13 protein-coding genes and 2 pseudogenes are annotated in these 13,391 nt (G+C 41.4%); 8 read left to right on the top strand and 7 right to left on the bottom strand.

The genetic code is table 11. The annotated features are described in order from the left end of the window. The 3 genes and pseudogenes from C8D76_RS07370 to fdhD form a co-directional block, all read right to left on the bottom strand. Positions 1-101, bottom strand: a pseudogene (locus C8D76_RS07370) (IS1595 family transposase); the annotation flags it as partial. 21 nt (positions 102-122) lie between these two features. Beyond that, positions 123-947, bottom strand: a complete 825-nt coding sequence (locus C8D76_RS07375) for a DUF262 domain-containing protein (RefSeq protein WP_116632149.1) — start codon at positions 945-947, stop codon at positions 123-125. 115 nt (positions 948-1,062) lie between these two features. Further along, entirely contained in the window at positions 1,063-1,851 is a 789-nt protein-coding gene (gene fdhD, locus C8D76_RS07380) for a formate dehydrogenase accessory sulfurtransferase FdhD (protein WP_243405831.1), read from the bottom strand. A 384-nt stretch (positions 1,852-2,235) separates the two neighbouring features. Between fdhD and fdnG the strand changes: the two genes are divergently transcribed. From fdnG to C8D76_RS07420, 7 genes are all read left to right on the top strand, one after another. After that, entirely contained in the window at positions 2,236-5,298 is a 3,063-nt protein-coding gene (fdnG, locus tag C8D76_RS07390) for a formate dehydrogenase-N subunit alpha (protein ID WP_165814356.1), read from the top strand. Further along, entirely contained in the window at positions 5,295-6,236 is a 942-nt protein-coding gene (fdxH, locus tag C8D76_RS07395; protein ID WP_116632153.1) for a formate dehydrogenase subunit beta, read from the top strand. Before fdnG ends, fdxH begins: the two co-directional genes overlap by 4 nt. Continuing rightward, positions 6,229-6,933, top strand: coding sequence for a formate dehydrogenase subunit gamma (locus C8D76_RS07400; RefSeq protein WP_116632154.1), 705 nt, complete (start codon positions 6,229-6,231; stop codon positions 6,931-6,933). Before fdxH ends, C8D76_RS07400 begins: the two co-directional genes overlap by 8 nt. Before the next feature lie 154 nt (positions 6,934-7,087). Next, complete coding sequence (fdhE, locus tag C8D76_RS07405; protein WP_116632155.1) at positions 7,088-7,987, top strand: formate dehydrogenase accessory protein FdhE; 900 nt, start codon at positions 7,088-7,090, stop codon at positions 7,985-7,987. A gap of 9 nt (positions 7,988-7,996) precedes the next feature. Further along, positions 7,997-8,818 carry a pyridoxal phosphatase gene (locus C8D76_RS07410; protein WP_116632156.1) on the top strand — a complete coding sequence of 274 codons (822 nt, stop codon included), beginning with the start codon at positions 7,997-7,999 and terminating at the stop codon, positions 8,816-8,818. A 3-nt stretch (positions 8,819-8,821) separates the two neighbouring features. Beyond that, positions 8,822-9,142, top strand: a complete 321-nt coding sequence (locus C8D76_RS07415) for an HI1450 family dsDNA-mimic protein (RefSeq protein ID WP_116632157.1) — start codon at positions 8,822-8,824, stop codon at positions 9,140-9,142. Between the two features lie 2 nt (positions 9,143-9,144). Beyond that, positions 9,145-9,492: a SirB2 family protein gene (locus C8D76_RS07420; RefSeq protein ID WP_116632158.1), complete on the top strand. Its 348-nt coding sequence runs from the start codon at positions 9,145-9,147 to the stop codon at positions 9,490-9,492. A 130-nt stretch (positions 9,493-9,622) separates the two neighbouring features. Here the strand turns inward: C8D76_RS07420 and yciH are convergent, their stop codons facing one another. The 4 genes from yciH to C8D76_RS07440 form a co-directional block, all read right to left on the bottom strand. Continuing rightward, entirely contained in the window at positions 9,623-9,937 is a 315-nt protein-coding gene (gene yciH, locus C8D76_RS07425) for a stress response translation initiation inhibitor YciH (protein ID WP_116632159.1), read from the bottom strand. An 87-nt stretch (positions 9,938-10,024) separates the two neighbouring features. Next, complete coding sequence (locus C8D76_RS07430; RefSeq protein ID WP_116632160.1) at positions 10,025-10,354, bottom strand: branched-chain amino acid transporter permease; 330 nt, start codon at positions 10,352-10,354, stop codon at positions 10,025-10,027. After that, positions 10,341-11,048: an AzlC family ABC transporter permease gene (locus tag C8D76_RS07435; protein WP_116632191.1), complete on the bottom strand. Its 708-nt coding sequence runs from the start codon at positions 11,046-11,048 to the stop codon at positions 10,341-10,343. Before C8D76_RS07435 ends, C8D76_RS07430 begins: the two co-directional genes overlap by 14 nt. A gap of 61 nt (positions 11,049-11,109) precedes the next feature. After that, positions 11,110-12,039, bottom strand: coding sequence for a LysR family transcriptional regulator (locus tag C8D76_RS07440; RefSeq protein ID WP_116632161.1), 930 nt, complete (start codon positions 12,037-12,039; stop codon positions 11,110-11,112). A 165-nt stretch (positions 12,040-12,204) separates the two neighbouring features. Between C8D76_RS07440 and C8D76_RS07445 the strand changes: the two are divergent. Beyond that, positions 12,205-13,245: pseudogene (locus C8D76_RS07445) on the top strand (ABC transporter substrate-binding protein). Positions 13,246-13,391 lie beyond the last annotated feature (146 nt).

The raw sequence follows: 13,391 nt of genomic DNA on the forward strand, positions 1-13,391 counted from the left end.
CCAAGTAAATCTGCAGCTGAGCGAGCCGTGACTTCTAGCACAAAAAATTCAAGTAATTTTCTCTGTATAGATTTCTTTAGTTTACAATGAGTTATCTTCATTTTTGTAGATTAGCATAGTACCTAATCTACGTCAGCCCCTAAATTATAATTTGCTAGTTGTTGATTAATATAAGGATAATTATTCTTAGCATTTGTTCCTTTAAAGGTGTCTAATTCCTTAACGGTAAAAGACTCTGCACTTTGATATTTATACCATCGGCGTAATCGAAATAATATGCTATTAATCACTTGTGCTAAGTTACCAATTTCTACATCGACTGCTTTTTCCCAATTTTCCACACATTCATAAATCGTTTTTTCATCTGCTTCTAATTCTCTTAAATGATAAGCCTTGAGCAGATCATAGGGTTCAAGTGATTTTCCTCTCGCATTTTGAGAATCAAAAAATTGGAAGGCTTCATCAATCGTTGTTAGTTGAATATAAACAAATTCACAAGTATCTAAAATATAGTCAGAAAATTCTTTTTTATCTTTTACTCTATCTTGAATAAATTGTTCTACCGCTCTTCTATTTTCTTTAAGATTATCTTCACTGATACTGTGATGAAGATTGCACTTTAATAATGAAAAAGAATCATCCCCAGTCAATAAATATACAATTAAACACAAGCTAATTAACCGCTGTTGTCCATCTACAATTTCCAATGTATTCTGACTATCATCATTATTATGATTGCTATTGTTACGATGGATAACGACAGTACCGATACGATAAACTTTTTTACCACCTTCAAAATTAGCATAAAGATCATTTAATAGTTGAGTAATATTTTTCATCGTCCATTTATAAGGTCTTTGATAGTCAGAAATAAATAAATTCTCTTTCAATAATACACATCGAATCTTTTTTTCTTTGGTAAGAACTTCTTTTTTATTTTCACTCATTTTATTTTCCTAATCTATTTAAAAACTCACAGTTTATGTATTTAAAAATTTCATTCTCAGTGGGTCTATAATCTGCTGTACTATTCAAAAAACTCATCAAATTCCGACCGCACTTTTAGCTAAAAATTAAGCGGTGTTCGCCGTGGTAAATGGTGGCGCGTCCTTCTCGGGCGAAGCCAATTAGGGTTAAATCGGTGTCTTGTGCCATTTTCACTGCTAGCTCAGTGCCAGCGGAAATGGCAGCCAGCATTTCTATTCCGCAGCTTGCAACTTTTTGCACCATTTCATAGCTGGCTCGGCTGGTGACTAGCACAAAACCTTGGGGATGATTTGCTTTGGCGTGCCAGCCAAGTAACTTGTCTAATGCCACGTGTCGCCCGACATCTTCGCGGATCGCCAATAATTCCCCGTTGAGATCAAAAAATGCGGCGGCGTGGGTGGAACCTGTTTCTTTACCCAATTTTTGGGCGTTATCAATTTTGCACAAACAATCATCTAATCGCTGTAAATCGAACTGCAAAGTGCGGTCAATTTTTGGTAATTTTTTGGTGACTTGTTCAAGTTGTTCTGAACCGCAAATTCCGCAGCCTGTTCTGCCTGTAAGCGTTCGGCGCAATGCTTTTAGGCGTACAAAACAGCGTGTGGCAAGCTCAATTTGCACTTCAATGCCCTGACAACTTTCCACTATATCTATGCCGTAAATATCATTAGGCTTGTCAATAATGCCTTCGGTTAAGGAAAAGCCCATAGCGAAATCTTCTAAGTCTGCGGGGGTGCACATCATCACCGTGTGCGAGATGCCGTTATAAACAAGGGCGACAGGGGTTTCGACAGCTAATGTTTCGGTTTTGCTTTGGTGTGTTGGCGTGGCTGATTTTTTAAAAAATACCACGGGGGAAGTAATATATTGGCTCAAAGTGCGGTCCTTTTGCTGTGAGTTTTGGCTGTAAATGCTGTGATGGTGGGTCATTGTAAAAATTATTATCTTGCCTTGCAATGTAAAATACTTTTCGTCAATTTAAGTAAAGAATATTAATTTCAATGTAGATAAGAATATTTCCTATTTGTTAAAAATTTGTAACAACAAACTGCAAAAAGTGTGACACAGATCAAACTTTTTCTTTAAATCCACAAGATTGGTTATGGATTTATCCGCCGAAAACAGCTATTCTATGTCCAACTAATCTAGGTGGGCTCTAATGTGGGCGCACTTTTGATTGAGTTCTACTCTATTTTTAATATAGAAGAAAATTGTTACTTACTTTTCCAGTTGGAATAAGGATTATCTATGCAGATCACAAGACGTAAGTTCTTTAAGGTCTGTGCAGGTGGGATGGCTGGCACATCAGTTGCTGCATTAGGCTTGATGCCTACTGAAGCATTGGCGGCGCCACGCGAATACAAATTATTACGTGCAAAAGAAACACGTCAATCCTGCACATATTGTGCCGTAGGTTGTGGAATGCTGATGTACAGCATGGGCGACGGCGCAATGAATTCAAAAAGAAAACTCATCCACGTTGAGGGCGACCCAGATCACCCAGTAAGTCGCGGTGCATTATGCCCGAAAGGCGCGGGGGTTTTAGATTTTGTTAACAGTCCTCACCGCTTACAATATCCAGAATATCGTGCGCCAGGTTCAGATAAATGGGAACGCATTAGTTGGCATGATGCAATTTCAAGAATTGCTAAATTATTAAAAGATGACCGCGATGCAAACTTCCAAACCGTTAATGATGCGGGCACACCAGTTAATCGCTGGATTACAACAGGTTTATTGACTGCTTCTGCGGCAAGTAACGAAACAGCATTGGTTACCCAAAAATGGGCGCGTGCTTTAGGTTTACTTGTCATGGACAACCAAGCGAGTACCTGACACGGACCAACGGTAGCAAGTCTTGCTCCATCATTTGGTCGCGGTGCCATGACAAATCACTGGGTTGACATTAAAAATGCGGATGTTGTGGTGGTAATGGGCGGTAATGCCGCTGAAGCTCACCCTGTTGGTTTCCGCTGGGCAATCGAAGCGAAAAAACAAAACGGTGCGAAGTTAATGGTGGTTGATCCACGTTTTAACCGTACTGCAGCTGTTGCTGATTTCTATTCTCCTATTCGTTCAGGTACAGATATCACTTTCCTATCAGGGGTGATTAAATATTTACTTGATAACGATAAAATTCAACACGAATACGTTAAACATTATACAAACGCAAGCTTCTTAATTCATGAAGGCTTTGGTTTTGAAGATGGTTTATTCACGGGTTATGATGCTGAAAAACGTCAATACGACAAATCAACATGGTCGTATCAATTAGACGAAAATGGTCAACCTAAACGTGATTTAACGCTTCAAGATCCGCGTTGTGTGATTAATCTTTTGAAAAAACACGTTGAACGTTATACACCAGAAATGGTTGAACGTATTTGTGGTACTAAACAAGCAGACTTCTTAGAATTTGCTGAAACTGTTGCATCTACTGCAACCCCTGAACGTACGACAACATTCTTGTATGCATTAGGTTGGACACAACATACTGTTGGTGCGCAAAATATCCGTACTATGGCGATGATTCAATTGCTTTTAGGTAATATCGGTATGTCTGGTGGCGGTGTAAACGCATTGCGTGGGCACTCGAATGTACAGGGTACAACAGATATGGGGCTATTCCCGTCTATGTTGCCAGGTTATATTTCGTTACCAACTGAAAATGACACAACCTTAGAAGCATTCTTAAATCGTATTACGCCAAAAACTCTCGTAGAAAACCAAGTAAACTACTGGCAAAACACACCAAAATTTATGGTGAGTATGCTTAAAACGTTCTATGGCGAGAATGCAACAAAAGACAATGAATGGGGATACCATTTCTTACCGAAACAGTTCCCGAAAAAACTGGATCATCTACAATACGTTGATTTAATGGATCAAGGCAAAGTCAATGGCTATATCTGTCAAGGTTATAACCCATTAGCGTCTTATCCAGATAAAAATAAAATTTCAAGCGCATTACGCAAATTGAAATTCTTAATCGTCTGCGATCCATTGGTGACAGATACTTCAGAATTCTGGCAAAAACACGGCGAATATAACGATGTAAATCCTGCTGATATTCAAACAGAGGTATTCCGTTTACCAACCGTCTGCTTTGCTGAAGAAGAAGGCTCAATTGCTAACTCAGGTCGTTGGTTACAATGGCACTGGAAAGCGGCTGAAGCACCAAAAGAAGCGAAACCAGATGTAGATATTTTATCTGAAATTCGTGCAGAAATGATCGAACTTTATCACAAAGAAGGTGGGGTTTCATTAGATACGCTTGAAGCGATGAATTGGAACTATGCAAATCCACTTGAACCAAAAGCTGATGAAGTTGCAAAAGAAGTCAATGGCTATGCACTTGACGATGTGAAAGATGCCAATGGCAATGTGATTGTGAAAAAAGGCGATTTGATTTCAAGCTTCGCACAATTGCGTGATGACGGTACAACTTCAGCAGGTTGCTGGATTTATACAGGTCAATGGACGCCGAAAGGTAACCAAATGGAAAACCGTGATAATTCAGATCCATCAGGTTTAGGTAATACATTAGGTTGGGCATTCGCATGGCCACTTAACCGCCGTATTATTTATAACCGTGCATCTGCTGATTTATCGGGCAAACCATGGAATCCAAAACGCCAACTTGTCAAATGGAATGGTAAAAACTGGAACTATGTTGATGTGGCAGACTTCGGTACTGCGCCACCAAATAGTGACGTCACTCCGTTCATTATGAACAACGAAGGTGTAAGCCGTTTATTCGCGTTAGATAAAATGGTAGAAGGTCCATTCCCAGAGCATTATGAACCGATTGAAACGCCAATTGGCACGAACCCACTTCATCCGAATGTGGTGTCAAACCCAGTAACGCGTATCCTTGAATCGGATAAAGCAAGTTTTGGTACTTCTGAGGAATTCCCTTATGTCGCATCGACTTATCGTTTAACTGAGCATTTCCACTGGTGGACTAAACAATCTGATCTTAATATGATTGCTCAGCCAGAGCCATTTATTGAAATTAGTGAAGAGTTAGCCGCTAAAAAAGGTATTGCGAAAGGCGATGTAGTCAAAATCACCTCTAAACGTGGTTATATTAGAGCGAAAGCCGTTGTTACTAAACGTATAAAATCTTTAGATGTTAACGGCAAACGTGTACATACAGTCGGCATTCCATTACACGGTGGTTTCACCACAGTAGGGCGTAAAAGCTTCCTTGTGAATACATTAACTAGCCGTGTCGGTGATGCCAACACCCAAACCCCTGAATACAAAACGTTCTTAGTGAACATTGAGAAAACAACGGAGGCGCTATAATGTCTGTACAAGAACAAAACATTATTAAACGTTCGGCGACCTCTGGCTTAACGCCGCCACCACAAGCCCGTGAGCATGTGGTGGAAGTGGCTAAGTTGATTGATGTCACCACTTGTATCGGTTGTAAAGCGTGTCAAGTAGGTTGTTCTGAATGGAATGACCTGCGTGCACCGCAAGGAGAATGCTTGGGTATTTACGACAACCCTATCGATCTTAATCCAAAACAATGGACTGTCATGAAGTTCAATGAAGTGGAAGAAAATGATCGTTTAGAATGGTTAATTCGTAAAGACGGTTGTATGCACTGTGCAGAGCCAGGCTGCTTGAAATCTTGCCCTGTACCAGGCGCGATTATTCAATATGCAAACGGCATTGTAGACTTCCAGTCTGATAAATGTATCGGCTGCGGTTATTGTATCGCAGGCTGTCCATTCAATGTTCCACGCATGAATGATGAAGACAACCGCGTATATAAATGCACCCTTTGTGTTGATCGCGTTAATGTAGGACAAGAACCAGCTTGTGTGAAAACCTGTCCAACAGGTGCAATTCGTTTCGGCTCGAAAGAAGAAATGCTACACTACGGCGAAACCCGTGTTGCAGAACTGAAAAAACGTGGCTATGAAAACGCAGGCATTTATAACCCTGAGGGTGTCGGCGGTACGCACGTTATGTATGTGTTACACCACGCGGATAAACCAGAGCTATATTCAGGTTTACCAAAAGATCCAAGCATCGATGTGACAGTCACATTATGGAAAGACGTCTTGAAACCAGTTGCTGCTGTTGCAATGGGCGGTTTGGCATTAGCTGAAATCGCACACTATGTTGCAGTAGGTGCAAACGAAGAAGAAGATGTTGAAGACCATAGCGCTGCATTTATAACTGAAGAAAAAGAACCTGAGGCTCGCAGTCAAAAAGGAGCGAATCATGAGTAAACAACCCAAACTCACTGAAATCACACAAGATACTCGCATCACTCGCCACAAATATGTTGCGCGTGTGAGCCATTGGTTTCTTGTTATCGCCTTCTTTATGACAATGTTCACAGGGGTGGCATTCTTCTTCCCTGATTTTGCATGGTTACATGAAATTTTAGGTACACCGCAATTAGCGCGTGCCATTCACCCATTCACGGGGATCATCATGTTCATCGCGTTCATTATTATGGCGTTTATCTACGCACATCATAATGTTCCCGAGAAAAATGATATCCGTTGGGCGAAAGGCATTGTCGAAGTATTAAAAGGCAACGAACACAGCGTTGCCTACAATGGCAAATATAACCTTGGTCAGAAAATGCTCTTCTGGACATTAATTCTTGCTATGGTCACCTTGCTTGTCACAGGTTTAATCATGTGGCGCAAATACTTCAGCGGCTATTTCAGCATCACCACATTGCGTATTGCCATTCTGTTGCACGCAACCAGTGCATTCGCTTTATTCACTGGTATCCTTGTGCATATTTATATGGCATTTTGGGTCAAAGGCTCAATCCGCGGAATGGTGGAAGGCTGGGTAACCGTTCGCTGGGCGAAAAAGCACCATCCGAAATGGTTCAATGAAGAAGTGCTGCCTAAATTGGAAAAAGAAATCGCTGAGAACAAAAAAGCAGCAGCGAAATCAGAAATCTAATTTTCTGATGTTATCAATGTTAAAGTGCGGTCAAAATTGGCCGCATTTTTTTCACGCGAAAACACTTCCCTGCTGAATTAAAATTGGTTAATGCGCTAGAGCGAAAATTAGCGTAAAATTGATCGCACTTTTTACTCTATATTGAGAGAATAATATGGCAATTCGTATCCTTCCTGAAAATGAAATTAAACAAATCGCAAATTCATTTCAAAGCCCCGCTTTGCTTTTCGCCAATCCGAAAAACTTATATGAACGCCGTGCTAAGCGTTTGCGTGAACTAGCGAAAAATCATCCCTTTGCGGATTATCTGAATTTTGCCGCCAATCTGGCTGATGCACAGTTAATCGCATTGGCTGAAAGCCCATTAACACAAAAAGAAACGCAGTTTAACGATATTCGCCCTCTTGATGTGAAAACTTGGCAACGTGATGGAAAATGGCGCGAATATTTGACCGCACTTTTAGCGGAAATAAAACCAAACGCCAATGAACAGATGCAAGCAACCATTGACTGGCTAGAAAAAGCCGCTAGCGATGAATTAGAACAGCTGGCAACGCAATTATTAGCGCAAAATTATGCCAATGTCGCCAGTGACAAAGCAGTCTTTATTTGGGCGGCACTTTCGCTTTATTGGATACAGCTTGCACACCAATTACCACGTGGCGCACAAATGGAAAGTGCAGAAGATTTGCATTTCTGCCCAGTTTGCGGCTCAGCACCAGTGGCAAGCGTTATTCAATTTGGCACAAGCCAAGGTTTGCGCTATTTACACTGCTCATTATGTGAAACCGAATGGAATATGGTTCGCGCCCAATGCTCAAATTGTGGACATGCCAAAGAATTGGATTATTGGTCAATTGATGACAACAATTCCTCGGTGAGAGCGGAAAGTTGTGGCGAATGCCATAGCTATTTGAAAGTGGTTTATCAAGAAAAAGATCCGCACGTAGAACCCGTTGCTGATGATCTCGCCAGCCTTTTCTTGGATATTGAAATGGAAGAAAAAGAATTCAGCCGCAGTGGTTTGAACCCATTTATGTTCCCTGCAGAATAAGGAAAAATTATGGCATATCAAGTAATCGCGTTTGATTTAGACGGAACTTTGCTCAATTCACAAGGAGCGATTTTAGCCGCCAATAAAAAAGCACTGAAACAGGCCCAAGAAAAGGGCGTTAAAGTGGTGCTGGTTTCTGGTCGTCATCACACCGCAATGAAACCTTATTACGCAGAGCTCGGGCTAGATACGCCAATCATTTGTTGTAATGGCACCTATATCTATCACCCCGCCACTAATGAAGTGCAATCTGCCAATCCGTTAAGCCGTGCGGCTTGTGAGCAAATGCTAAAGGTGGCAGAAAAATACGACATTGATTTATTGATGTATAGCCGTGATGCGATGAATTTCATCAAGCTCAATCCCCATATGCAAAAATTTACCCAATGGGCAAATAGCTGTGATGAATCTGTTCGCCCAGATGTGCGCCAAGTGGCTGATTTCTCAGATATTATTCACGATCCTAAAGAAACCATTTGGAAATTTGTCATCAGCTCACCTAATCGCCAAAATATGGAAAGTGCGGTCGCAGAATTGCCTGTTTCTGAATTTAGCTGTGAATGGTCTTGGGTGGATCGTGTTGACTGTGCCAAAAGTGGCAACAGCAAAGGCACGAAATTGCTAGAATTATTGCAAATGTGGCATATTGCCCCCGAAAATGTCATTGCCTTTGGCGATAATCATAACGACATTAGTATGCTCACTGCCGTGGGGTTAGGTGTGGCAATGGGCAATGCTGAAGAAGAAGTAAAAGCGCAAGCTAAACGCGTTATTGGCAACAATGATGAAGACAGCATTGCGCAACTGCTTTCACAATTACTTGCGGAGTAGCAAATGACAACAATAACAAAACTAGATCCCGATGCTGCCATTGATATCGCCTATGATATTTTCCTAGAAATGGCGCCTGAAAACCTAGATCCTGCGGATATTATGCTTTTCAATTTGCAATTTGAAGAGCGTGGCGCGGTAGAATTTGTGGAAACCGCCGACAATTGGGATGAAGAAATCGGCGTATTAATTGATCCAGAAGAATATGCAGAAGTTTGGATCGGTTTAGTGAATGATCAAGATGAAATGGACGATGTTTTTGCTAAATTCTTAATCTCTCATCGTGAAGAAGATCGTGAATATCATATCGTTTGGAAAGAATAAAGATGTCTAATTTAGTTTCACTGCACGTTGTAAGTGCATTTTTAAGTCTCGCCTTATTGCTTATTCGTGGGGGATTTCAACTTCTCGGAAAAGATTGGCGCGCGATAAAACTGTTAAAAATTTTACCGCACTTGTCTGATACCCTATTGCTTGTGAGCGGCGTGCTGATGATTTTCGTATTCGGTTTAGGGCTTGCGCCTTGGCTCATCGGCAAAATCGTCCTTTTAGTGATTTATACTATTTTCGCTGCCAAATATTTCAGCAAAAAAATCTCGCAACCCAATAGCTTGTTTTTAGTGCTAGCACTGCTCGCTTTCGTGGGCGCAATGCTGTTAGGTTATAACCACTAAAAACTTTGCAAAAATTGACCGCACTTTTAGTGCGGTTTTTCTTTTTCTAATTTATCACGATTGCTCACACGACTAAACTTGCTAGCTCTTTATATTCGCATTCACTATACTCGCATCCACGTCCCTGCAATTAGCCGCCAGCTAGTTTTACCGTATAGCCTTTTTGTTCTAATAATTGTTTTAACAAATCACGTTTTTCGCCTTGAATTTCAATATTACCCGCTTTAACCGAGCCGCCACAACCACAGCGTTTTTTCAGCTCCACCGCCAGTTTTTTTAGTTCCGCATCTTCTAAATCCAACCCCGTGATTAAACTCACGCCAGCGCCTTTACGCCCGCTAGTTTGTTTTTGAATGCGAATAATACCATCGCCTTTAGGGCGTTGCGGTTTCTGTTCCGTTGGCTTAATTCTGCCTAATTCCGTTGAATACACTAAATCATTCATTTTTTCCTCGTGATCTTTTTTGCGTGATCTTTATAGCGTGATTTTATACTGTAATAGCCATAAAAGTGCGGTCAATTTTGTTCAAATTTATACAAAAACCTGCTGCACTAAAAACATATATAAAAGTGTGCCCACCACCATAGACAGAAACATATTCTTTTTCCATAAATGCAAAAATAACGTTACCGCTCCTGCGATAAAATCAGGCAAACCGTGATAACCTTGCAGCAGATCCACATTTTTATACACATAAATCACCAACATCCCGAACATTGCTGCGGGCAGAACTTTGCCGAGATAGCGAATATATTCAGGAATTGGGCGGTTAGCGGGAAATAGCCAAAAGGGCACAATTCGACAAAAATGGACACCAATCACGCCCATGGCGATAGTAATAATTTGTTCACTTAATGTCATTTTGCCCACCCTCGGTCTGCGTTTTTGTGTTTATTGCGCTTTCAATGCGTTCTAGTTTGCTGGCTAATTTAGGGCGGCGTAAGGTTAATACTGCCCAAATGGCAAACAGGGTCGGCACAAGAAAGTTTTCTTTGCCTACGGTAATTAAGAAAAACAAGGCAATCATCAAGCCAATTAGTGAGCTTTCGTGGGATTTTTCTTTCATCCAGTTTTCTGCGAAGATAATGATGAACAACGCTGTCATCGCAAATTCCACGCCTTGCAAGCTAAATGGCAAAATATTACCAAATAAATTGCCAATCACCGCGCCAATAACCCAGTAAATTTGTAGAAATAAACTCACCCAAAAGTAATACCAGCCTTTATCTAAGTGCGGTGGAATTTTCGCCATATAATTGAGCGAGAAGGCTTCATCCACCAGCGAAGCAATTAAATACCAGCGTTTTTTTCCTGTATGTGCGCCATATTTTTCGAGCATAGAAATGCCATAAAATATTTGGCGAACACTCACCATTAAACACACTAATAAGGTAGTAATCGGCGCAAAAGGGGCAACAAGCGAGGCAGCAATGATAAATTCTACTGAGCCAGCATAAATCAATAAGGCGGCAAAAAAGGGATACCAAACATCAAAACCAAGCGCTTTCATATACACGCCATAAGAGATCCCTAAGAATAAAAAACCTGAAATCATTGGCGCAGAATAAGGAAAGGCAGCTTTGGCGGCAGCCAAAATCTGTTGTTTCGTTGCCAAGTTATAACTCCAACACAGATAAACCCGGCAAGGTTGAAAAACTCTGGGATTTTACCGTTTCATAGAAATCATCCATATAAGCACGCTGCGCATCTTCTTCACGGAATGCGCAATATAAATTACTTTGCAAGCCTTTATGCGTGATCTTGCGTGCCACCACATAGCCACGCTCCAAATAAGGCTGAGCCGCCCAAAATGGCAATGCCGCGACACCACGTTTGCTGGCAACCAACTGAATAATCGCAATGGTGAGTTCACTGGTGCGGCGTTCAGGATTCACCCCAGCGGGTTTTAAGACTTTACGCAATAAATCCAACATATCATCTGGCACAGGGTAGGTAATCCAAGTTTCATTGGCAAAATCCTCGGCCTCCCACACTTCTTTGGCTGCCAATGGATGATCTTTGGCGCAAAGCCCCACCATTTCATAAGAAAATAACGGTTTATGGATAATGCTATCGGTTTCTTCCACTTCAGAAACAATCGCCCAATCAGCGCGATCCGTGAGCAACAAACCAATCGTGTCAGTATGGAACCCCGACACAATATCCAGCTCGACCAAAGGCCAATGTTGGCGGAAATTATCCATCGCTGGCATTAACCAATCAAAGCAGGTATGACATTCCACCGCAATGCGCAACTGCCCTGCATCACCATCACGAACGCGAGATAAATCACGCTCCGCCTCGATCACTTTAGGCAAAATATCATTCGCCAGCTGAATTAAACGCTCGCCTGCCGCGGTAAAACGTAATGGGTTGCTTTTTCGCTCAAACAACGGCAAACCATATTGTTCTTCTAAGGCTTTTAATTGATGCGAAAGCGCAGATTGAGTGAGATAAACGTGCTGCGCCGCTTGCGAAAGCGATCCCGTATTTTTCAACGCAATCAAGGTGCGCAAGTGACGTAATTCAAGAAAAATTTGTTTCATTAGAAATATTCAATCAGAAAGGAAAAATGATGAAGCCAATTCTACCCTAAAATCGACCGCACTTTAAGTTGAAAAAGGGAAATTCTGCAAAGTGTGACAAGCTTCACGGTAATTTATTTTCAGCTCAAGTAAGATTAGGCAACTTTAGTCAATGAGGAATATCCTATGAAATTAAAATCTCTTTCTCTTGCTGTATCTACTGCTCTTTTAGGCACAGGACTTATTTTTTCAGCTCAGGCGGAAGCAAAAGGGCGCTTAACCGTTTATTGCTCCGCCACCAACGAAATGTGTGAAGCAGTAACCAAAACCTTCTCTGAAAAATATGATGTTAAAACAAAATTCATCCGCAATGGTTCAGGTTCAACCTTTGCCAAAGTCGAAGCAGAAAAAGGCAATCCGCAAGCGGATGTGTAGTATGGCGGCACCTTCGACCCTCAAGCACAGGCAGCAGAAATGGGGCTATTAGAACCATATCGCTCACCTAATATTGAGCAAATTGTTGAACGTTTCCAAGATCCCGCCAAAGTAAAAGGCAACTATGTGTCTGCGGTGTATATGGGGATCTTAGGTTTTGGGGTGAACACAGAGCGTTTAGCTAAATTAGGTATTAAAGAAGTGCCAAAATGTTGGAAAGATTTAACCAATCCAGTCTTTAAAAATGAAATCCAAATTGCTGACCCACAATCTTCGGGCACCGCTTATACGGCAATCGCCACCTTTGTGCAACTTTGGGGTGAAGATGCCACCTTCAAATTCTTTAAAGCATTACATCCAAATGTTGGGCAATACACCAAATCAGGCATCACGCCATCAAATAGCACCGCACGCGGTGAAGCCACTATTGGCATCGGTTTCTTACACGATTATGCTGTGCAAAAAGCCGCTGGAGCCCCTATTGAAATGGTGGTGCCTTGCGAAGGAACAGGCTATGAATTGGGTGGTTTAAGTATTATTAAAGGCGCGCGTAATTTAGATAACGCAAAATTATTTGTTGACTTTGTGCTATCAAAAGACGGGCAAGAAGTTGCGTGGCGTAAAGGGAACGCACACCAAATCTTAACCAATAAAACCGCCGAACAATCACCAACTGCTTTCGACCCAACCAAATTGAATTTGATCAACTATGATTTCGAAAAATATGGCGAGGCTGGAGAGCGTAAACGCCTAATCGAAAAATGGGTGCAAGAAGTGAAATTGGCACAATAAATTGAGCATCAAAAATATCTCTCACTTTGACCGCACTTATCCAAAGTGCGGTTAGATTTTACTGAGATTTGAAATATCTCAACGCACCTAAACCGCAAATAATTGGGCGAACCTTATTCGCCCTTATTGAAAATAATTTATTGCGA

Source organism: Alitibacter langaaensis DSM 22999, assembly GCF_003096995.1.
Classification (GTDB): Bacteria; Pseudomonadota; Gammaproteobacteria; order Enterobacterales; family Pasteurellaceae; genus Exercitatus; species Exercitatus langaaensis.

Bases quoted from the DNA above. Each gene is read 5' to 3' on its own strand.
- C8D76_RS07375 (WP_116632149.1), bottom strand. From the start codon at position 947: ATGAGTGAAAATAAAAAAGAAGTTCTTACCAAAGAAAAAAAGATTCGA.
- C8D76_RS07400 (WP_116632154.1), top strand. From the start codon at position 6,229: ATGAGTAAACAACCCAAACTCACTGAAATCACACAAGATACTCGCATC.
- fdhE (WP_116632155.1), top strand. From the start codon at position 7,088: ATGGCAATTCGTATCCTTCCTGAAAATGAAATTAAACAAATCGCAAAT.
- C8D76_RS07410 (WP_116632156.1), top strand. From the start codon at position 7,997: ATGGCATATCAAGTAATCGCGTTTGATTTAGACGGAACTTTGCTCAAT.
- C8D76_RS07415 (WP_116632157.1), top strand. From the start codon at position 8,822: ATGACAACAATAACAAAACTAGATCCCGATGCTGCCATTGATATCGCC.
- C8D76_RS07420 (WP_116632158.1), top strand. From the start codon at position 9,145: ATGTCTAATTTAGTTTCACTGCACGTTGTAAGTGCATTTTTAAGTCTC.
- yciH (WP_116632159.1), bottom strand. From the start codon at position 9,937: ATGAATGATTTAGTGTATTCAACGGAATTAGGCAGAATTAAGCCAACG.
- C8D76_RS07430 (WP_116632160.1), bottom strand. From the start codon at position 10,354: ATGACATTAAGTGAACAAATTATTACTATCGCCATGGGCGTGATTGGT.
- C8D76_RS07435 (WP_116632191.1), bottom strand. From the start codon at position 11,048: ATGATTTCAGGTTTTTTATTCTTAGGGATCTCTTATGGCGTGTATATG.
- C8D76_RS07440 (WP_116632161.1), bottom strand. From the start codon at position 12,039: ATGAAACAAATTTTTCTTGAATTACGTCACTTGCGCACCTTGATTGCG.